Annotated in this window: 14 protein-coding genes; 7 read left to right on the top strand and 7 right to left on the bottom strand. The window is 64.6% G+C overall.

Going from position 1 to position 20,501, the window contains the following annotated elements; all coding sequences use genetic code 11:
- Nucleotides 1–36: 36 nt before the first annotated feature.
- The 7 genes from AC07OK_RS14295 to AC07OK_RS14265 all read left to right on the top strand — a co-directional run bounded on the left by AC07OK_RS14295 (nucleotide 37) and on the right by AC07OK_RS14265 (nucleotide 12,602).
- Nucleotides 37–1,101 carry an alkene reductase gene (locus AC07OK_RS14295; protein ID WP_494690925.1) on the top strand — a complete coding sequence of 355 codons (1,065 nt, stop codon included), beginning with the start codon at nucleotides 37–39 and terminating at the stop codon, nucleotides 1,099–1,101.
- A 114-nt stretch (nucleotides 1,102–1,215) separates the two neighbouring features.
- The gene (locus AC07OK_RS14290; RefSeq protein ID WP_494690924.1) at nucleotides 1,216–2,433 is read left to right on the top strand and encodes an efflux RND transporter periplasmic adaptor subunit; all 1,218 of its coding nucleotides are present in this window, start codon (nucleotides 1,216–1,218) and stop codon (nucleotides 2,431–2,433) included.
- Nucleotides 2,433–5,615, top strand: a complete 3,183-nt coding sequence (locus AC07OK_RS14285; RefSeq protein WP_494690923.1) for an efflux RND transporter permease subunit — start codon at nucleotides 2,433–2,435, stop codon at nucleotides 5,613–5,615. The genes AC07OK_RS14290 and AC07OK_RS14285 overlap by 1 nt, the downstream gene beginning before the upstream one ends.
- Nucleotides 5,612–7,057, top strand: coding sequence for an efflux transporter outer membrane subunit (locus AC07OK_RS14280; RefSeq protein WP_494690922.1), 1,446 nt, complete (start codon nucleotides 5,612–5,614; stop codon nucleotides 7,055–7,057). Before AC07OK_RS14285 ends, AC07OK_RS14280 begins: the two co-directional genes overlap by 4 nt.
- A 389-nt stretch (nucleotides 7,058–7,446) precedes the next feature.
- Nucleotides 7,447–11,358 carry an amino acid adenylation domain-containing protein gene (locus AC07OK_RS14275; protein ID WP_494690921.1) on the top strand — a complete coding sequence of 1,304 codons (3,912 nt, stop codon included), beginning with the start codon at nucleotides 7,447–7,449 and terminating at the stop codon, nucleotides 11,356–11,358.
- A gap of 11 nt (nucleotides 11,359–11,369) precedes the next feature.
- Nucleotides 11,370–11,594 (top strand): tautomerase family protein, encoded by a 225-nt coding sequence (locus AC07OK_RS14270; protein WP_494690920.1) that lies wholly within the window; start codon nucleotides 11,370–11,372, stop codon nucleotides 11,592–11,594.
- 30 nt (nucleotides 11,595–11,624) lie between these two features.
- Nucleotides 11,625–12,602, top strand: a complete 978-nt coding sequence (locus AC07OK_RS14265; protein WP_494690919.1) for a pseudouridine-5'-phosphate glycosidase — start codon at nucleotides 11,625–11,627, stop codon at nucleotides 12,600–12,602.
- A gap of 8 nt (nucleotides 12,603–12,610) precedes the next feature.
- On the opposite strand, the gene AC07OK_RS14260 is transcribed toward AC07OK_RS14265, so the two are convergent.
- The 7 genes from AC07OK_RS14260 to AC07OK_RS14230 all read right to left on the bottom strand — a co-directional run bounded on the left by AC07OK_RS14260 (nucleotide 12,611) and on the right by AC07OK_RS14230 (nucleotide 20,468).
- Nucleotides 12,611–13,369, bottom strand: a complete 759-nt coding sequence (locus tag AC07OK_RS14260) for an autoinducer binding domain-containing protein (protein ID WP_494690918.1) — start codon at nucleotides 13,367–13,369, stop codon at nucleotides 12,611–12,613.
- 244 nt (nucleotides 13,370–13,613) lie between these two features.
- Nucleotides 13,614–13,931: a hypothetical protein gene (locus AC07OK_RS14255; protein WP_494690917.1), complete on the bottom strand. Its 318-nt coding sequence runs from the start codon at nucleotides 13,929–13,931 to the stop codon at nucleotides 13,614–13,616.
- Between the two features lie 20 nt (nucleotides 13,932–13,951).
- Entirely contained in the window at nucleotides 13,952–14,533 is a 582-nt protein-coding gene (locus AC07OK_RS14250; RefSeq protein WP_494690916.1) for an acyl-homoserine-lactone synthase, read from the bottom strand.
- Between the two features lie 130 nt (nucleotides 14,534–14,663).
- A complete protein-coding gene (locus AC07OK_RS14245) occupies nucleotides 14,664–15,401 on the bottom strand; it encodes a 4'-phosphopantetheinyl transferase family protein (protein ID WP_494690915.1) in 738 nt (245 codons plus the stop codon).
- Nucleotides 15,402–15,552: 151 nt separating this feature from the next.
- Nucleotides 15,553–18,660, bottom strand: a complete 3,108-nt coding sequence (locus AC07OK_RS14240; RefSeq protein ID WP_494690914.1) for an efflux RND transporter permease subunit — start codon at nucleotides 18,658–18,660, stop codon at nucleotides 15,553–15,555.
- Nucleotides 18,657–19,766: an efflux RND transporter periplasmic adaptor subunit gene (locus AC07OK_RS14235; protein WP_494690913.1), complete on the bottom strand. Its 1,110-nt coding sequence runs from the start codon at nucleotides 19,764–19,766 to the stop codon at nucleotides 18,657–18,659. The genes AC07OK_RS14240 and AC07OK_RS14235 overlap by 4 nt, the downstream gene beginning before the upstream one ends.
- A gap of 84 nt (nucleotides 19,767–19,850) precedes the next feature.
- Complete coding sequence (locus AC07OK_RS14230; RefSeq protein WP_494690912.1) at nucleotides 19,851–20,468, bottom strand: TetR/AcrR family transcriptional regulator; 618 nt, start codon at nucleotides 20,466–20,468, stop codon at nucleotides 19,851–19,853.
- Between the last annotated feature and the right edge of the window lie 33 nt (nucleotides 20,469–20,501).

Here is a 20,501-nt window from a genome sequence, read left to right as displayed (position 1 = left end):
TCCTTCTTTACTTACCAATCTACGCAGGGAAGAATCATGAAAAAAATGTTTGAGCCCATTTCCTTAGGCGATATCGCTTTGGCCAACCGATTTGTCATGGCCCCGATGACGCGCAACCGCGCCACCGAAGCCGGCCTGGCCACCGAATTGATGGCGACCTACTATGCGCAGCGCGCCAGCGCCGGCCTGATCATCTCGGAAGGCATACAGCCCAGCCAGGCGGGGCAGGGCTTCAGCGGCACGCCCGGACTGCACACCCCCGAACAAATCGAATCGTGGAAGGTGGTCACCGGCGCCGTGCACCAGGCTGGCGGGCGCATCGTCGCCCAGTTGATGCATTCCGGCCGCATCGGCCATCCAGCGCTGTATCCCAGCGCGCACCTGCCGGTGGCGCCGTCGGCCATCGCCGCCGAGGGCAAGACCTACACCCGCGACGGCATGCTGGACTACCCCACACCCATCGCGCTGACCAAGAGCGACATCGCCCGCACCATCGATGACTTCGCCACGGCGGCGATCAACGCCATCGCGGCCGGCTTCGACGGCGTCGAGATCCATGGCGGCAACGGCTTCCTGCTGCACCAGTTCATGGCGGCCAACACCAACCAGCGCGGCGACGACTACGGCGGCAGCCTGGCCGCGCGCGTCAAGTTTGCGGTCGAAGTGGCGCAGGCGGTGACCGCCGCCATCGGCACCGGCCGCACCGGCATGCGCATCTCGCCGTCCAACCCCTACAACGACATCGCCGAGGGCGATTCGCTGGCGCTGTATCGCGAACTGGTGTCGCGCCTGCCGGACCTGGCCTTCCTGCACATCATGGAAGCGTATTGCCGCGAGCAGACCCTGGCGGTGCGCGAGAACTGGCGCGGCGCGCTGATCCTCAACCCGCATGCCAACGCCGACGACGGCGCCGTGTCGGGCGCCATCGCCGACGCGGTGGTGGACGAGGACCTGGCCGACGCCGTGGTGTTCGGCGCGCTGTTCCTGGCCAACCCGGACCTGCCGGCCCGCATCCGCGCCGGCGGCCCGTTCAACCCGCTGGATCAAGCCACCTTGTACGGCGGCGACCACCGCGGCTACACCGACTATCCGTCGTTGTAGGCCCGCAGCTGCAAGTCATTCGTCTCAAGCGGAAGCGGGCGGCGCGCACGATTTTTTGCCTGACAGGCCGGCGCCGTCCCTTCCACCCGTTTTCAATAATGCAAAGGAATCCAAATGAAACCAACTACTGTGAACACGCTGGCGCGCCCGCTGATGGCCGCCCTGGCGCTGGCCGGTGTGGCGGTCCTGGGCCTGTCTGGCTGCGACAAGGCGGTGGGTAAGCCACAGGAAAGCGAAGCCGGCGCGCCGCCGATCACGGCCGCGGCCGTGCTGGAACGCGCGGTGGCCGACACCCAGGAATTCTCTGGCCGCCTGGAGGCGGTGGAGCGGGTCGAGATCCGTCCGCGCGTGGGCGGCTTCATCACGGCCGTCAACTTCAAACCGGGCAGCGAGGTGCGCAAGGGCGAGGTGCTGTTCGTGATCGACCAGCGGCCGTTCCAGGCCGAGGCCAACCGCGCCGAGGCGGCCGCCAATTCGGCCCGCGCCAAGGCCGCGCTGGCCAAGCTGGAACTGGCGCGCGCCGAGCTGCTGCTGGCCGACAAGGCCATCCCCCAGCGCGAACTCGACGAGAAGGCGTCGAGCCTGAAGGAACTGGACGCCGACGCGCGCGCCGCCCAGGCCAGCTTCGAGGCCGCACGCCTGAACCTGAACTATAGCCAGGTGGTCGCGCCGATCAGCGGCCGCGTGTCGAAGGCGGAGATCACGGTCGGCAACCTGGTCGACAGCAGCGCGGTGCTGACCTCGGTGGTCTCCACCAGCTCGATCTACGCCAGCTTCGATGGCGACGAGGACACCTATCTGCGCGTCGGCCGCCTGGCCCAGCGCGGCGGCGCGGTGGCGGTGCGGGTCGGGCTGGCCAACGAGACCGGCTTCCCGCACGAGGGCAAGCTGGAGTTCGTCGACAACCGGCTCGATAGCGGCACCGGCAGCGTGCGCATGCGCGCCACCTTCGCCAACGCCGACCACAGCCTGGCGCCCGGCCTGTTCGCGCGGGTCCAGCTGGGCGGCGACGAGACGGCGCCGTCCAAGGTGGCGTTGATCGACGAGCGCGCCATCGGCACCGACCAGGACCGCAAGTACGTCTTCGTGGTGGGCGCCGACGGCAAGGCCGAATACCGCCAGGTCCTGCTGGGCCGCCCGGTCGATGGCTTGCGCGTGGTGCGCCAGGGCCTGAAGGCGGGCGAAAAAATCGTCGTCAACGGCTTGCAGCGGGTGCGTCCGGGCGCGCCGGTCGCGGCCACGCTGGTGGCGATGGACGCCGGCCGGGCAGCGGCCGCCGGCAAGGTCGCCGCAGCTGCAGCCCCTGCGGCCGCCTCAACCAAGGAACAATAATGAACATCTCACGCTTCTTCATCGACCGGCCGATCTTCGCGGCCGTGCTGTCGATCATGATCTTCGTGGCCGGACTGCTGGCCATCTTCAAGCTGCCCGTCTCCGAATATCCGGACGTGGTGCCGCCGTCGGTGGTGGTGCGGGCCCAGTACCCCGGCGCCAACCCCAAGGTGATCGCCGAAACCGTGGCCGCGCCGCTGGAGGAACAGGTCAACGGCGTCGAGAACATGCTGTACATGTCCTCGCAGGCGACCGCCGACGGCGCGCTGGCGCTGACCGTGACCTTCAAGGTCGGCACCAACGTCGAGCAGGCCGAGACCCAGGTGCAGAACCGGGTCCAGCGCGCCTTGCCGCGCCTGCCGGAAGAGGTGCGCCAGATCGGCGTCACCACCGTCAAGAGCTCGCCGAACATGACCATGGTGGTGCACCTGTCGTCGCCCAACGGCCGCTACGACGATGTCTACCTGCGCAACTACGCGGTGCTCAACATCAAGGACCAGCTGGCGCGCATCGCCGGCATGGGCGAAACCGTGCTGCTGGGCGCCGGCGACTACGCCATGCGGGTCTGGCTCGATCCGCAGAAGGTGGCGGCGCGCGGCATGACGGCCGGCGACGTGGTGGGCGCGATCCGCGAACAGAACGTGCAGGTGGCGGCCGGCGTGATCGGCGCCTCGCCGTCGAAGGGCTCGGAATTCCAGCTGACTGTGAACACCCAGGGCCGCTTGCAGACGGTGGAGGAGTTCGGCAACATCATCGTGCGCACCGGCGCCGACGGCGCGCTGACCCTGCTCAAGGACGTGGCCCGGGTCGAACTGGGTTCCAACTCCTACGCCTTGCGCTCGCTGCTGGACAATAAGTCGGCGGTGGCGATCGCCATCTTCGAGGCCCCCGGCGCCAACGCGCTGGAGCTGTCGGCCAATGTGCGCGCCAGGATGGCGGAGCTGAAAAAGGACTTCCCGGAAGGCGTGGAGTACAGCGTGGTGTACGACCCGACCCAGTTCGTGCGCGAGTCGATCAAGGCCGTGATCCACACCTTGCTGGAGGCGGTGGCGCTGGTGGTGGTGGTGGTGATCGTGTTCCTGCAAACCTGGCGCGCCTCCATCATTCCGCTGCTGGCGGTGCCGGTCTCCATCATCGGCACCTTCGCCGTGATGCTGGGCCTGGGCTTCTCGATCAACACGCTGTCGCTGTTCGGACTGGTGCTGGCGATCGGCATCGTGGTCGACGACGCCATCGTGGTGGTGGAGAACGTCGAGCGCAACATCGGCGCCGGCCTGACGCCGCGCGACGCCACCGTGCAGGCGATGCGCGAGGTCAGCGGACCGATCATCGCCATCGCCCTGGTGCTGTGCGCGGTGTTCGTGCCGATCGCCTTCGTGTCCGGCCTGTCCGGCCAGTTCTACCGCCAGTTCGCGCTGACCATCGCGATCTCGACCGTGATCTCGGCCATCAGCTCGCTGACCCTGTCGCCGGCGCTGGCGGCCACGCTGCTGAAACCGCACGACGCGCCCAAGGACGCGCTGACCCGCGCCATGGACAAGCTGTTCGGCCGCTTCTTCGCCGGCTTCAACCGCTTCTTCGGCCGCGCCTCGATCCGGTACGAGGGCGGCGTCAAGGGCGTGTTGGGCCGCAAGACCTTGGCCGTGGCGGTCTACGCGCTGTTGACCGTGTGCGCCGTGTTCGTGTTCAAGTCGGTGCCCAGCGGCTTCGTGCCCTCGCAGGACAAGCAGTACCTGGTGGGCTTCGCCCAGCTGCCGGACGGCGCCTCGCTGGACCGCACCGACGCCGTGCTGAAGCGCATGTCCGACATCGCGCTGACCGTGCCTGGCGTGGAATCGACCAATGCCTTCCCCGGCCTGTCGATCAACGGCTTCACCAACGCCTCCAACGCCGGCATCGTGTTCTTCCCGCTCAAACCGTTCGAGCAGCGCACCAGCGCCGACCTGTCTGGCGGCGCCATCGCCCAGGAGATCAACAAGCGCATGGGCGCGGTGCAGGACGCCTTTGTGATGGTGTTCCCGCCGCCGCCGGTCAGCGGCCTGGGCACCATCGGCGGCTTCAAGCTGATGGTCGAGGACCGCGGCAACGTCGGCTACGACGAATTGCACAAGGCGGTGCAGGCCTTGCAGAACAAGGCCTGGCAGTCGAAGGAGTTGTCCGGCGTGTTCACCAACTTCCAGATCAACGTGCCGCAGCTGTTCGCCGACGTCGACCGCAGCAACGCCAAGCAACTGGGCGTGCCGCTGCAAACGATCTACCAGACCCTGCAGATCAACCTGGGCTCGCTGTATGTGAACGACTTCAACCAGTTTGGCCGTACCTACCAGGTGCGGGTGCAGGCCGACGCGCCGTTCCGTTCGCACGCCCAGGACATCGCCCACCTGAAGGTGCGCAACGACAAGGGGGAGATGATTCCGCTGTCGTCGCTGATGCGGGTCAGGGACAGCTACGGTCCGGGCCAGGTGCAGCGCTATAACGCCTACGTCGCGGCCGACATCAACGGCGCCCCGGCGCCGGGCGTGTCGTCCGGCCAGGCGCGCGCCGCGCTGGAGAAGATCGCCGCCGAAACGCTGCCCAAGGGCGTGACCTTCGAATGGACCGACCTGACCTACCAGGAGATCCTGGCCGGCAACACCATGGTGCTGGTATTCCCGCTGTGCGTGCTGCTGGTGTTCCTGGTGCTGGCCGCCCAGTACGAAAGCTGGACCCTGCCGCTGGCGGTGATCCTGATCGTGCCGATGTCCATCCTGTGCGCGCTGATCGGCGTCAAGCTGAGCGGGGGCGACAACAACATCTTCACCCAGATCGCGCTGTTCGTGCTGGTGGGGCTGGCGTCGAAGAACGCGATCCTGATCGTGGAATTCGCCCGCGAGCTGGAGCACCATGGCCGCAGCGTCGTGCAGGCCGCGCTGGAATCGTGCCGCTTGCGCCTGCGTCCGATCCTGATGACGTCGATCGCCTTCATCATGGGCGTGCTGCCGCTGGTGTTCTCGCACGGCGCCGGTTCCGAGATGCGCCACGCGATGGGCGTGGCGGTGTTTGGCGGCATGCTGGGGGTGACCTTTTTCGGCCTGTTCCTGACGCCGGTGTTCTACGTCCTGCTGCGCAGCTTCGCCCGGCGTTTTGAAAAGACTGGCGCCGCGACCCTGGTCGCGGCCAAACTGGAAGGGAGCGTGCAATGAAGCGCCGCATACAACAAAGTGTTCCCCTGCTGGCGGCCGTGCTGCTGAGCGCCTGCGCCGCGCCGCAACTGAGCGCGCCCGTGCTGGACGTGCCGGCCGGCTTCAAGGAAGCGGCGACGCCGCAGCGCGCCGCCGACGGCAGCCGCTGGCAAGCGGCCCGTCCGGCCGAGGCCCAGGCCCGCGGACTATGGTGGCTGGCCTTTAGCGACAAGGTGCTCAACGGCCTGATCGACGACGCCACCACCGCCAACGCCAATCTGGCGGTGGCCGCGGCCAGGGTCAGGCAGGCGCGCGCATTGACCGGCGTGGCCGAGGCGGACCGCGGCGTGCAGCTGGACGCCCAGCTGGGCGCGCAGCGCGGCAGGGCCGCCAACCATGCGCTGGGCCTGCCGTCCGGCGCGCCAGTGAACGTGGCCAGCACCTGGCAGGCCAAGCTGGCCGCCAGCTACGAGGTCGACCTGTTCGGTCGGGTCGCTTCCAGCGTCAGCGCGGCGCAGGCCGACGCGGCGGCCAGCGAGGCGACCTATCGCTCGGTGCTGCTGGCCTTGCAGGCGGACGTGGCGCAGACCTACTTCAGGCTGCGCGCGACGGACGCCGAGCTGGCGACACTGGACCAGACGGTGCGCCTGCGCGAGCAAAGCGTGCAGGTCAACCAGCGCCGCTTCGACCTGGGCGAGCTGGGCGAGTTCGATCTGGCCCGCGCCAAGACCGAGCTGGCGACCTCGCGCGCCGAGGCGATCGGCTTGCAGCGCCAGCGCGTCGGCGATGAACACGCGCTGGCGGTCTTGCTGGGCAAGCCGGCGGCCAGTTTCGCCTTCGCGGTGCAGCCCCTGACGGAAGGCGGCGCGGTGCCGGCGATACCGGCGGGCCTGCCCTCGGCCCTGCTGGAACGCCGGCCCGACATCACCGCCGCCCAGCGCGCGATGGTGGCGGCCAACGCCCGCATCGGCCTGGCCCGGTCGGCCATGTTCCCGGCGTTGGCGCTGACCGGCGCCGGCGGCGGCGAGTCCGACACCTTGTCCAATCTGTTCAAGTGGGATGCCCGCAGCTGGGTGGTGGGGGCGCTGATGTCGATGCCGCTGATCGATGGCGGCCGCAACAAGGCCAACATCGCCCGCAGCGAGGCGGCGCTGGACGAGTCGGTGGCCAGCTATCGGCAGAGCGTGCTGGTGGCATTCGCCGAGGTCGAGGACAACCTGGCCGGCCTGCGCATCCTGGCCGGGCAGGGCGAGCAACTGGACGCCGCCGTGCTGTCCGCGCGGCGCTCCGCCGAGCTGGCGCAAAAGCTCTACCAGGCCGGCCGTTCCAGCTATCTGGACCTGCTCGACGCGCAGCGCAACCTGGCCAGCGTGGAACGCAACGCCGTGCAGCTGCGCGGCAGCCGCTATGTGTCGACGGTAGCCTTGATCCGCTCGCTGGGCGGTGGCTGGACCGTTCAGTAAGCTTGTATCGGCGCGGCGTCCGCCTGGACGCCGCGCCTGCTCTGCCATCACCTCGGGCGATCGCCCATCTATTTATTCCCGTTAAAACAATATTTCGCACAGGCGTTTATGCGCCTTAATTTAATTATTTGTATTGAATAAATTATGCGTAATGTTTATTCGGCGAACCTGACAGTATTGATAGTGATGTTGATTGTTATTTTTTGATTTAATGGATTCCGCCAATCAGATATTAATCAATACGACGAGATGTGTTTATCGTGTTGGATGCAACACATTGATTTGCAAAGTAAACACCATATTTCATGCGCGCCGGGGCAGCGTTGAGCTGACGGCTATTTGATTTTAAGATTTAACGATTGTTAACAAGCTACTGGCTAAAGGTGAATATGAATACCAATACTGATGTGAATAAACCGGACCAAGGAAAATGCCTGCCCGATCTGCTGTGGGAACAGGTGCGCACGCGTCCGGATCAAGCTGCGGTAATATGCGGTCAACAGCGCCTGAGCTTCCGTGAACTGGCGCAGAACAGCGCCATCCTGGCGGCCTATCTGCGCCATCTGGGCGTGGTCGGCGACGCCTGCATCGGCATCTTCGTCGAACCTTCGCTGGAACTGATGACCGGCGTCTGGGGCATCCTGCTGGCCGGCGGCGCCTACTTGCCGTTGTCGCCGGAATATCCGGAGGAGCGTCTGCGCTACATGGTCGAGGATGCCCGCGTCGACGTCGTGTTCGCCCAGGAGGAGTTGAAGGGACGCCTGGCGCGCCTGGCGCCGGAGGGAACCCGCATCGTCACCATGGAGGACGCGCTGGCCCACCACGTGGCCCGTGGCCGCACGGTGGCGCACGCGGCGCAGCAACAACATGAGCCTGTGCGTCCGCACAGCCTGGCCTACATCATCTACACCTCGGGCAGCACCGGCAAACCGAAAGGGGTGATGATCGAACATCACAGCATCGTCAGCCAGATGGGCTGGCTGCAGGACGCCTATCAGCTGGACCATCAGCGCGTGGTGCTGCAAAAAACCCCGATGAGCTTTGACGCGGCCCAGTGGGAAATCCTGGCGCCGGCCTGCGGCAGCACGGTGGTGGTGGGCGCGCCCGGCATCTACCGCGATCCCGAGGCGCTGGTCGACACCATCCTGGAACAGAAGGTCACCACCCTGCAGTGCGTGCCGACCCTGCTGCAAGCGCTGCTCGACAGCGATCGCTTCCAGGATTGCCAGTCGCTGACGCAGATCTTCAGCGGCGGCGAGATCCTGTCCAAGCATCTGGCGCAGCAATGCCTGGACACCATGGCCAATTGCGAGCTGATCAACCTGTACGGTCCGACCGAGTGCACCATTAATTCCTCGTCCTACCAGGTGCTGCGTGACACGGTGGCCGCCGGCCCGAACGCGATCTCGATCGGCGCGCCGGTGTGCGACACCCAGTACTACATCCTGGACAGCAAGATGGAGCTGGTCAAGCCGGGCGAGATCGGCGAGTTGTATATCGGCGGCGTGCAGCTGGCGCGCGGCTATCTGCACCGGCCCGACCTGACGGCCGAGCGCTTCGTCGACAATCCGCTGGCGCCGGCCGGCCGCGGCGACCGGCTGTATCGCACCGGCGACCTGGGCGTCTGGAATGCCGACGGCACGGTGCAGTTCTCCGGCCGCGCCGACAACCAGGTCAAGCTGCGCGGCTTCCGCGTCGAGCTGGACGAGATCCGGCTGGCGATCGAGGACCATGACTGGGTCAAGAACGCGGCCTTGCTGATCCGGAACGACAGCCGCACCGGCTTCCAGAACCTGATCGCCTGCATCGAGCTCAATCCGCGCGAGGCGGCCTTGATGGACCAGGGCAAGCACGGTGCGCACCATCAGTCCAAGAAGAGCAAGCTGCAGGTCAAGGCCCAGCTGTCCAATGTCGGTTGCCGCGACGCCGCCGACCTTGCCGCGCGCGTCACCGTCGAGCTGCCCGGCAAGCAGGCCAGCGCGGCGCAGCGCCAGCGCGTGTTCGCCCGCAAGACCTATCGCTACTTCGAGGGCGGCGCGGTCAACCGCGACGACCTGGTGCAACTGCTGGCCGGCCCAGCGGCGCCCGCCGCCGCGCGCAGCCTGGACAGCCTGGACTTCGCCGAATTCGGCGAGATCGTGCGCAACTTCGGCCAGTTCGCCAGCGACGAACGCTTGCTGCCCAAATACGGCTATGCCTCGCCCGGCGCGCTGTACGCGACCCAGATGTATTTCGAGCTGGGCGGCATCGGCGGCCTGCGGCACGGTCTGTACTACTACCATCCGGTGCACCACCAGCTGGCGCTGATCAGTGAACTGCCTGGCGAGTCCGGCGGCCGCATCAAGCTCCACTTCATCGGCAAGAAGAGCGCCATCGAACCGGTCTACAAGAACAACATCCAGGAAGTGTTGGAGATGGAAACCGGCCACATGCTGGGGCTGTTCGACCGGATCCTGCCGGCGCACCAGCTGGCCATCGATGGCGGCACGTTCCAGCCCGAGGTGAAGGCGCAGCTGGCGTGCGCGGACGAGGATTACTATCTCGGCAGCTTTGAACTGGTGTCGGCGCCGCAGCAGGGCGCGCGGCCGCAACAGGCCATGGACATCTACGTCCAGGCGCATGGCGACAAGGTGGCCGGACTGCCGGGCGGACAATACCGCTACCACGACGGCGGCTTCGAAGCTGTGTCCGACCAGCTGATCGAGAAGAAGCACGTGATCGCGATCAACCAGCAGGTGTACGAGCGCGCCAGCTTCGGCGTGTCGCTGATCAGCCGCGACGAGCGCGACTGGATGCAGTTCATCGCGCTGGGCCGCAAGCTGCAGCACTTGCAGATGAACGGCTGCCAGCTGGGCTTCATGGCGTCCGGCTACAGCTCGAAAACCGGCAACGACCTGCCGTCGGCCAAGCGCATCGGCTCCATCCTGGCGCATCGGGGCGGGACCCAGGGACAGTTCTACTTCGCGCTGGGCGGGCGCATCAGCGAGGAGCAGATCGCCAGCGAGGGCATGAAGGAGGACGCCATCCACATGCAGGGGCCGGCCGAGATCATCAAGGAGGATCTGTTGAACCTGCTGCCGAACTACATGATGCCGAACAAGATCGTCGTGATGGACCGCCTGCCGCAGACGGCCAACGGCAAGATCGACCACAAGGCGCTGGCCGCGTCCGAACAGGCCAACGCCGAGGCGAGCGACAAGCCCTTCGTGGCGCCGCGCACGCCGACCGAGCTGCGCATCGGCGAGATCTGGAGAAAGGCCATGAAGTGGGACGCGGTCTCGGTGCATGATGACTTCTTCGAATCGGGCGGCAATTCGCTGATCGCGGTGCGCTTGATCAACCACATCAACAAGGCCTTCGGTTCGTCGCTGCCGTTGCAGCTGCTGTTCGAGGCCACCACCATCGAGAAGCTGGCCGCCAAGGTCGACGAGGGGCAGGGCAATCCGCTGTCGCGACTGGTGCTGCTGGCCAAGGGCGGCAACCGCAAGGCCATCTATTGCTGGCCGGGCCTGGGGGGCTACCCGATGAACCTGCGTCTGCTGGCGCAGCAAGTCGACAGCGACCATCCGTTTTACGGGGTGCAAGCGCACGGCATCAATCGGGATGAGGTGGCCTACGCCACCATCGCCCGGATGGCGGCGGAGGATATCCAGGCCATCAAGCGCGTGCAGCCGCACGGACCCTACACCTTATGGGGCTATTCCTTCGGCGCGCGGGTGGCGTTCGAGGTGGCCTACCAGCTGGAGCAGGGCGGCGAGGTGGTCGATGACCTGTACCTGATCGCGCCGGGTTCGCCCAAGCTGCGCGCCCAGGACGCGGCCGTGCATGGCAATGCGCCGAGCTACGACAATCCGGCCTTTGTCACCATCCTGTACTCGGTGTTCACCCACAGCATCAGCGGACCGGGCCTGGCCGAATGCCTGAAGGTGGCCAAGGACAAGCACAGCTTCGCCGCCTTCATCTGCGCACGGATACGCAGTCTGGACCAGGACCTGGTGGAGCGCATCATCGACATCGTCTGCCAGACCTACGAGTTCAAGTACACCTTCCACGAACTGGCCGAGCGCAGCATACGCGCGCCGCTGACCATCTTCAAGGCCGACGGCGACGACTATTCCTTCATCGAGAACAGCGCCGGCTTCTCGGAAGTCGAGCCGGACGTGATCAAGCTGGAGGCCGATCACTACAGCATGCTCAAGCTGCCCGGCATCGAGGAACTGGTGTCCGTGATCCATGCCCGGCTCGGTGTCGCGCCGGGACGCAAGGTGGCCGAGGACGCCTCGGAACTGGCCGCCGGATAAGGAGCGCGACTATGCCGCACATTAACATCAAACACTTCCAGGTCGAGCTGAGCGAGAGCCAGAAGAAGGAACTGGTCCAGGCGCTGAGCCGCATCGTGCAACAGACGTTTGCTTGTCCGGACGGCGCCATCTCCATCGCGCTGGAGCCGGTCGCGCCGGAGGAGTGGCGCCAGCGGGTGTATCACCCGGAAGTGGAGCTGCGCAAGGAATTGTTGTGCAAGACCCCGAACTACTGAATATCCAACCCCTACTACACAAGGAAGATTATGAACGCAGCAAACACGACTATCCACGCACCATCGAGCGGCGCGCCGCATGGCATCGAACTGGTGTTCGCCGACGAGGTGGCTGAAGCCCTGGCCACCGGCAAGGCGGTGGTGGCGCTGGAATCGAATGTGATCACCCATGGCCTGGATTATCCGGATAACGTGACCACCTCGCGCCTGGTGGAGGCGGCGGTGCGGCGCGGCGGCGCGGTGCCGGCCACCATCGGCATCGAGGACGGCCGCATCCTGATCGGCATGAGCGAGGCCAGCATCGACCGCTTCGCGCAAACCCAGGGCATTCCCAAGGTGAGCAGCCGCGATCTGCCCTTCGTGCTGGCCCAGGGCGGCATGGGCGCGACCACGGTGGCCTCGTCGCTGGTGGCGGCGGAGCTGGCCGGCATCGCCTACTTCGCCTCGGCCGGCATCGGCGGCGTGCATCGCGGGGCCGAGAGAAGCATGGATATCTCGTCCGACCTGATCCAGTTCACCCGCTCCAAGGTGGCGGTGGTGTGCGCCGGCGCCAAGAATATTCTCGACCTGGGCCTGACGCTGGAATTCCTGGAAACCCATTGCGTGCCGGTGGTGTCCTACCAGTTCGATGATTTCCCGGCCTTCTATTGCCGCTCCAGCGGCCACGCCAGCCCGCACCGCCTGGATGCGCCGCAGGACATCGCCCGCGCCGTCGAGATGCATTGGGCGCTGGGCAATCACAGCTCGCTGCTGATCACCAGCCCCACGCGGGAGGAGGACGCCATCGACAGCGAAGTGATCGAGGCGGTGATCGCCCGCGCCGTGCTCGCCGCCGAGCAGGACGGCATCCGCGGCAACGCGCTGACCAAGCATCTGATGCGCGCGGTGGACCGGGTCACGGACGGGCGCTCGGCCAGGGCCAATATGGCGGTGCTGATCAACACGGCCGAGGTGGCCGGACGGATCGCGGCGGCCCACGCCGCGCTGCGCGCCCAGGCCCTGGCCTGAGCGGCGCCTCATGGCAAGGCGATCAGGCCCAGCCGGATCGCCTTGATGACGACGTCGCTGCGGCGGCTGACACCGAACTTGGTGCGCAAGTTACAGATATGGAAGTTGACGCCAGCCTCGGAAATGCTCAGGATGCGGCCGATCTCCCAGGTGGTCTTGCCAGCCGCGATCCAGCGCAGGCAGTCGAGTTCGCGCACCGTCAGCACCGGCACTTCCTCCTCGACCTTGGGCGCGATGTGGGCGATGATGGCGTCGACCGCCACGTCGCGCAGCAAGCTCAGTTGGCCCAGCGTCTGGCTCAGGTCGCGCTGGAAGGCGTTGGCCGAGCTGTCGTCGCGCACGCAGGTGAGCATGCCGACCTCGCCGTTGAGGCCATGGATGGGCAGGGTTACGCCGGAATGCAGGCCGAACGAGGTGGCTTCCTCCAGCATGCCTTGCTGGGCCGCGCTGTGGAACGATTCCGGCTTCCAGACGAACGGCGACATCGCCTTGAAACAATGCACCACGGTCGGATCGTTGGCCCGCAGATTGTTTTTTTCGTAGTGCTCGCGCCAAGCTTGCGGATAGGTGCTGTGTAAATACAGATCCTTGCTGCCATTGCTGGTCTGGGCGGTCACGGCGAACAGCAGGCGTTCGAATCCCAGGTCCCGCACGGCTTGTTCAACATGGGCCATCGCCTCCGCGCTGGAGCTCGCCTCCATGATGGGTGCAAAGTTGGCCAGACCCTTGGTGACGCTTTCGCCGCTGCTTGACAAGTTATCGTCCATAAATTCCTTAATGAGCGTGTTTGGCATTGCTGGCTGTGCGCGTCCGCTGCGTACTAAGGCTCAGGGCGCTGTGTTCATGGCTGGGCATGCATGGCGTTGAAATGGTGATAAGTTGTTGCCAACTTATGCCCATGGCATAAATTGTCAAGAAATTATAATTGAAGTTTTATCATTCTGCTGCCGAGCACGCCTGCGCTACCGGCTGGCCGGTGGCGCAGGGGCTTGCACGCTCGACAGATTGATGCTAGCGCGGCAGCGGTAGCCGGGGCGGTCCGGACCGTTCCTGCGGTGCCGGCGTCACCTCGACCTCGTTTTCAAAGTTGGGCGAATTGACGCGCTCCAGATCATCGTCGTTGATGATTTCCAGCAGATGCAAGCGGGTCAGCATCAACACCGGGAACGGTATCGTGCCGCCGCGCTCGAAGCGGCTGCCGCAGGACTGGCTGACGCCGAAGCGCTGCCAGAACTGGGTCTGGTTTTCGCCCAGGATGTAGCGCAGGTCGCGGATCAGGGCCGTATCCCGCGGCGTGATGCGGAACACTGCTTTTTTGTAAAGCGACATGATGTTCATACCGCCACCGCTTAGTGGAAGGTATCGAACAGCGCGGTATGGGTCTTCTGGCCCAGGTGGATTTCCAGCGCCACCGCGTCCTCGATGCCGACCCGGATCGGTGGGCCGAAGCGGGTCATCTCGATGCCTGCGTGGCGCAGCAGTCGTTCGATCGCGGTGGTGGTCACCGTCACGTATTTCGCGATGCCGTTTTCATCGGCGAAACGCACCACCTCGCGCATCGCGTTCATCGCATGTTCGGCGAAGCCGAAGCTGCTGTCGCGGCCACTCTCGATGGCGAAACGGCTCAGTTCCCATACCTTTTCGTCCTCGGGCGCCTGTTTGCCATGCAGCAGTTCCGGGAAGGTATCCTTGAGCATGTAGGGGCCGGTGGTCGGCAGCAAACGCCAGCAGCCGCAGAAACGCTGGGTGTCGTCGCGTATCATCATGTAGTAGGGATCGAGGGCGTCGTAGCCGTCCACTTCCATGCCGCCCAACACCGCTACTTCCCAGCCCAGCCGGCCCTGAAACACCTTGGCGCGCAACTGGTAGATGCTGCGCAGGTCGATGGTTTTGAAGCTGTTACGTGCGCCTATTTGGATCATTGAAGCCATGTCTATCTCCTGAGTCGTCTATCGGTTAAAAGGGTTATGCGATGGGGTTACTTTATGCGAAGCGACTAGGCCGAGGAACTAGTAAACAAGATAGGAAATGGCTTGGAAACTGATAGGTAGGTGCTAGGTTTTAGAAGGATAGTGACTGCGTGGCGCGGACCGGCGGGGAGGGTGGATTGCGTGCTGCCAGCACGATTCCGGTGAGGACATTTGTAGCGTCCAGTTGCATGCGGCCCGACAGTGGAAAGCCTGTGGCCAGGCGCTCCGTTAGCGGCGCAGTCAAGCGCGCGCTCCAGGTGCCGGCAGCTGGCTCCAGACTGACCAGTTCGGCGGCCTCGAAGCCGAAATAGCGGCCTACCTGCGGATACAGGGCCTTGAAAATACTTTCCTTGAGCGAAAAGCAAAGCGATACCAAGGTGGGCAAGTCCAGCCCGGCGGCGCGGCCCAGCGCCAGTTCCGTTTCGTTGATGATCATGGGGGCGAATTCGGTGGCCCGGCGGGCGTCCATGATCGCTTCCAGATCGATGCCCACCCCGTCTACCGACGAGGCCACTACGGCGATGGCGTGTTGCTGGGTATGCGTGATCGCGCCACGCCAGCCAAGTGGCCAGAGCGGCTCCCGGTTCGGCCCCACCGCGACCTGGTGTCCCGTCTGGCCCGCGCGGGCCAAGGCACGGGCGGCGCAATAGCGTCCGGCCAGGAACTCCGCCTGGCGCTTTACCACCCAGCCCTGCAGGCCGGGTGGCTGGGCGAGTCGGAAATGCGCGAACAGGTCCGGCGTGTAGCGGTCGGCCTGATAGCGGCAACGGTAAAGCTCCATTCCCGGCAGGATAAGACTGGAGTCGAGATCTTCGTATTCGATAAACATGTGATGGCGAAAGGTGGGCATTTGTTGATTTGGATCAATGTTATGCGAATTACACTGTTTTCACAAGCACGGTGCAGCGCAGGTTCAAGCCAGCCCAAATGTCTTTCTCAGGTTGGAGTCGACCGGTCCGGCAGGCATCAAGCGGCGCAAATCAGTGCGACGACACGGCGTGCAGACTGCGCTGCGCTACCGCTACCGCTTCCGTGCGGGGACTGATCTTGAACCAGATGGAATACATAGCCGGCAAAAACACCAGCGTCAGCACCGTCCCGGCGAAGGTCCCGCCGATCAGCGTGTAGGCCAGCGTGCCCCAGAACACCGAATGGGTCAGCGGGATGAACGCCAGGATCGCCGCCAATGCAGTCAGGATCACGGGCCGGGAACGCTGCACGGTGGCTTCGACCACCGCCTGGAATGGGGCGAGGCCCGCCAGTTCGTTGTGGTGTATCTGGCCGATCAGGATCAGCGTGTTGCGCATCAGGATGCCCGACAGTGCGATCAAGCCGACCAACGCGTTGATACCGAATGGCTGCTGGAACAAGATCAAGGTCGGCACCACGCCGATCAATCCCAGCGGACTGGTCAGGAACACCATGACCATTGCCGAGATCGAGCGCACCTGGAAGATGATGATCAGCAGGGTAATTGCCAGCATGATCGGGAACAGTGGCAGCATCGCTTTCGTCGCCTTGCCAGATTCCTCGATCGAACCAGCCTCTTCGATACGGTAGCCGCCTGGCAGCTTGTCCATGATGTGCTGCAACTGCGCGGTGATGGCGGCGGAGACGTCCGGCGGCTGCAAGCCATCGGCGATGTCGCCGCGCACGGTCATGGTCGGCATACGGTCGCGGCGACGAATGATAGGCTCCTCCGCCCGCACGTCGACTTGGCCGACCTGCGATAGCGGGATGTGTTGTCCCTCTGCGCCGGTCAGTGTGAAGTCGGCAAGCTTGGCTGGGTCGAGGTGGTTGCTGCCGGCCGACCGGGCCACAACTTGCACGGTGCGGATATCTTCACGCACGCTGGTCAGCGGCACGCCGCTCAATAGGAATTGCAGTTGCTGCGCGACTGCACTGGAGGTCAGGCCGACCGCCTGCAAGCGGTCTTGCTGTAGGGTGAAATGCAGCGTTGGCGTGCGTGTGCCCCAGTCGTTATTCACAGTGCGCATCATGGGACTTGCGTCCATGACTTGCTGCACCTCTGCAGCGATGGCGCGTAGCTTGCCCGTATCCGGTCCGCTGACCCGGTAGGCGACCGGGTAGGGAGAGTAAGGCCCAAACACGAGTTGGGTGACGCGTACGCGCGCTTCTGGCGCGAGACCTGCGGCAACGGCAATGCGCAAGCGCTGCTTCAACGCGTCGCGCTCATTCTGGTTGTCGGTGCGGATCACGATCTTGGCAAAGGACGGGTCAGGCAGTTCAGGCCCCATGGCCAGGTAGAAGCGCGGAGCCCCTTGGCCAACGTAGGCGGTGACGATCTTCGCTTCCGCCTGCTTGGACAGCCATGCTTCCACCTTCGCCGCGGCCGCGCTGGTTTGCATGATCGACGTACCGAATGGCATCTGCACCTCGACCAGGACTTCGGGACGGTCCGAGATTGGGAAGAACTGTTTCTTGACCACGGCCATGCCCAGTATCGCCAGCACGAACAGGCCTACCACCGCGCCAGCCACCGGCCACTTGCGGGTGATGACGCGCTTCAGTAACTGGCGGAAGCGGTTATAGCGCGGCGTGTTGTAGAGCGCCTCGTGGCCGCCCTCGACCTGTTTGAGTTCGGGCAGCAGTTTGACGCCCAGGTAGGGGGTGAAGACCACGGCGACGACCCACGACGCAATCAGTGCGATGCCAACGATCCAGAACATATTGCTGGTGTACTCGCCTGCGGTGGAGCGGGCAAAGCCGTTCGGCATGAAGCCCACTGCCGTGACCAGCGTGCCCGACAGCATGGGCGCGGCGGTATGGCTCCAGGCGTAGGCAGACGCGGCGATGCGGCTGGCGCCTTCCTCCATCTTCACCACCATCATTTCGATGGCGATGATGGCGTCGTCCACCAGCAGGCCCAACCCCAGTATCAAAGAGCCCAGCGTGATGCGGTCAAAGTTCTTGCCGGTTGCGGCCATCACAATGAAGACCACCGCCAGGGTCAGCGGCACGGCGGCGGCAACGACGATGCCAACGCGCCAGCCCATGCTGACAAAACACACCACCATCACCACCAGCAGCGCAACGAAGAACTTGACCATGAATTCATCGACCGCCGAACTGATGTTCACGGCCTGATCGGTGACCTTGGTCAGTCCCATGCCGAGCGGCAGTTCGGCGTTGACCGCGCCGACCTCTTTATCGAGCGCCTTGCCGAGATCGAGTCCGTTCCAACCATCACGCATGACGATGCCGAGCAGTAGGGCGGGTTCGCCGCCGTTGCGCAGCATGAAGGTCGCCGGGTCTTCATAGCCGCGCTTGATCGTGGCGATGTCCGACAGCTTCAAGGTGCGACCCTGGGCAACGACAGGCGTGTCGCGGATCTTTTGCAATTCATCGAAAGCGCCGTCCAGGCGTATGAATACCTGCGGCCCCTTGGTTTCCACCGAACCGGCCGGCGTCAGGACATTCTGATTGTTCAGCGCGGCGAACACCTGCTGCGGGCTGACGCCCAAAGTCGCCAGGCGTTCATGCGAGAACTCGACAAAGATACACTCGGGTTGTTCGCCAACGATGTTGACTTTTTTAACGCCAGGCACATGCAGCAGACGTTGGCGTAGCGTCTCGGCATCCCGCACCAGCAGGCGCTGTGGCTCACCCTTGGCCTTCAGCGCGAACAGTGCAAAAGTGACGTCCGCATATTCGTCGTTGACCATGGGACCGATAACGCCGCTTGGCAGGTTGCCGGCCTCATCGCCGACTTTCTTGCGCGCCTGGTAGAACTGCTCCTGCACTTCCGCCGGTGGCGTGCTGTCCATCAAGGTCAAGGTTGTGAATGCCAGCCCCGGCCGGGTGTAGGTTTCGCTACGCTCGTACCAGCGCAATTCCTGCAGCCGCTTCTCGATCTTTTCGGCGACCTGGTCCTGCATCTCTTGCGCGCTTGCGCCTGGCCAGGCAGTGACCACGGTCATGACCTTGACCGTGAAAGCCGGATCTTCCGCGCGTCCCAATTTAAAGAACGAAACGACGCCAGCCGCGGAAATCAGGAAAATCAGGAACAAGGTGACGGCGCGCTCGCGCACGGCGAGCGCCGACAGGTTGAAGCGAGCTGCGCTCATGGTTGCGCTCCCGCGCCGGCGGCGGCCTGGTCGGAGATACGCACCGGTGAGCCTTCGCGCAGCAGGTGCGCGCCAAGTGCCACGATCCGCTCGCCTTGCTTGAGCTGAGCGGTAACGAGCGCGGTGTCGTCGCCCAGACGCTGGACCGTCACCGGACGCCAGTTGACCTTGGCCGGCTGGCCCTGGATCACCCAGACGCCTGGCCCCTTGCCAGCGTCAAACAGGGCGCCCAGCGGCACCGACCACGCGCTCTGCGGAGCGGACTGCCCATCCGGGATCTGGATCGTCACGGTGGCGCCCAGCGGGGCGTCGGCCAGCTCACCTTCCAGCACATAACGCGCCTCGAAAGTGCGCGTGAGGCGGTCTGCCGTATCTGAAAGCTGTCTTAGTTTGGTCGGGGCGCCTGCGCCAGCCTTGCCAAAAAGCGAGGCTAACCCCGCCGAGCCTATCGCGGGCCGCAGCGTTTCCGGGAGCTGGATGATGGCTTCGCGGCGGCCTGCATGGGCGATACGGATGACCGCCTGGCCCGCGCCGACGACCTGGCCGGGTTCGACCAGCGTTTCCATGACGACGCCATCGGCATCGGCCACCAGTTCGGTATAGCGGCTGGCGTTGCGCGCCACCTCGGCTTGGGCTTCGGCTGCGTTCAGCTGGGCTTTCGCGGCGTCGGCGGCGGCCGAGACCTGGTCATAAGCGGAGGCCGAAATTGCGCCGGTGCCGCGCAGGTCGCGGTAGCGCGCTTCGTCCTGCGCGGTTTGCTGCGCGCGGGCGCGGGCGGCCGCGACCGCTTCCTGTTGGGCCAGGACAGCAAGCCTCAGATCGGCCGGGTCGATGCGCAGCAGTACTTGGCCGCGCTGTACGGTCTGGCCGGTATCCACCAGGCGCGCCAGTACTTTGCCGGAGACCCGAAAGCCCAGGTCGCTTTGCACCCTGGCGGCGACGGTTCCGGTGAATGCCCGTGTGGCAAGCGCCGCATCCTTGACGATGGCGGCGCGTACCAACGGGGCATCGGTACGCGGGTCGGATTGTTTTTTTTCGCCGCAGGCGACCAGCATCAGCGGCAAAACGGATATGACGGCGGAGAAAACGAGGCGGCGGCGAAGCATAGAAATCCCGTAAATGAACAAAACAGGATTTCATTTTGAGACTAGTGACTAAATATGTCAATAGTCACTCTCAATTTTGCATGGTCATCTTGATAAGCTTCGTAGCACCAGGCTCGATAGTTGAGCCGGCGCGTCGTCGGTGGAATCCAAGCTGTATTGCAACAGCAGCGGGTTGAGGTAGGGGCGCATGACCAGGTAAATGGCGTTCGCGGTTTCGTCCAGCGGCGTCTTGCGCTCGAAATCGTCGGCTTCGCGGCCCAGGCGCAACACCTCCTGCAGCATTTGCCGGATACGCAATTCGTAGTCCCGCACGGCTTGCCACTGTCCAGTGGCGGCAGACGCCGCGATGTCGTACAGCCGCCGGTCTTCGGAGAATAATTGCATGCTGGACTCAACGATCGCCTTGAACATGCGGCGCAGCTTCTCTGGCGCCTGGTCCGCGCTGTCGACGGCTGCCCTGATGTCGGTCTCGATTTCGCGCAAGCAGTTTGCGCAGATGAGTTCTCCGATCGCCTGTTTGGACTCGAAAAACTTGTAGATATACGCCTTGGAAAAGCCGATGGCTTTGGCGAGGTCGGAGACGGTGGTCTTTTCATAGCCGTACAGACGGAAATGTTCGGTAGCGGCGGAAACGATCTGATCGCGTACTTCGTGATCGGCGGGGCCTCGGGCGGGGCCGGGATTGATGGTGGGTTTATTCATGTCCGACAGCTTAACGCGAGTCGCGGAGTTGCA

Source organism: Duganella sp. GW821-FHT07G03, from assembly GCF_059418605.1.
This window is presented reverse-complemented; position numbering and strand designations above follow the sequence as displayed.

Coding starts and splice junctions, on each gene's coding strand:
- AC07OK_RS14295 (WP_494690925.1), top strand. CDS start 37: ATGAAAAAAATGTTTGAGCCCATTTCCTTAGGCGATATCGCTTTGGCC.
- AC07OK_RS14290 (WP_494690924.1), top strand. CDS start 1,216: ATGAAACCAACTACTGTGAACACGCTGGCGCGCCCGCTGATGGCCGCC.
- AC07OK_RS14285 (WP_494690923.1), top strand. CDS start 2,433: ATGAACATCTCACGCTTCTTCATCGACCGGCCGATCTTCGCGGCCGTG.
- AC07OK_RS14280 (WP_494690922.1), top strand. CDS start 5,612: ATGAAGCGCCGCATACAACAAAGTGTTCCCCTGCTGGCGGCCGTGCTG.
- AC07OK_RS14275 (WP_494690921.1), top strand. CDS start 7,447: ATGAATACCAATACTGATGTGAATAAACCGGACCAAGGAAAATGCCTG.
- AC07OK_RS14270 (WP_494690920.1), top strand. CDS start 11,370: ATGCCGCACATTAACATCAAACACTTCCAGGTCGAGCTGAGCGAGAGC.
- AC07OK_RS14265 (WP_494690919.1), top strand. CDS start 11,625: ATGAACGCAGCAAACACGACTATCCACGCACCATCGAGCGGCGCGCCG.
- AC07OK_RS14260 (WP_494690918.1), bottom strand. CDS start 13,369: ATGGACGATAACTTGTCAAGCAGCGGCGAAAGCGTCACCAAGGGTCTG.
- AC07OK_RS14255 (WP_494690917.1), bottom strand. CDS start 13,931: ATGTCGCTTTACAAAAAAGCAGTGTTCCGCATCACGCCGCGGGATACG.
- AC07OK_RS14250 (WP_494690916.1), bottom strand. CDS start 14,533: ATGGCTTCAATGATCCAAATAGGCGCACGTAACAGCTTCAAAACCATC.
- AC07OK_RS14245 (WP_494690915.1), bottom strand. CDS start 15,401: ATGTTTATCGAATACGAAGATCTCGACTCCAGTCTTATCCTGCCGGGA.
- AC07OK_RS14240 (WP_494690914.1), bottom strand. CDS start 18,660: ATGAGCGCAGCTCGCTTCAACCTGTCGGCGCTCGCCGTGCGCGAGCGC.
- AC07OK_RS14235 (WP_494690913.1), bottom strand. CDS start 19,766: ATGCTTCGCCGCCGCCTCGTTTTCTCCGCCGTCATATCCGTTTTGCCG.
- AC07OK_RS14230 (WP_494690912.1), bottom strand. CDS start 20,468: ATGAATAAACCCACCATCAATCCCGGCCCCGCCCGAGGCCCCGCCGAT.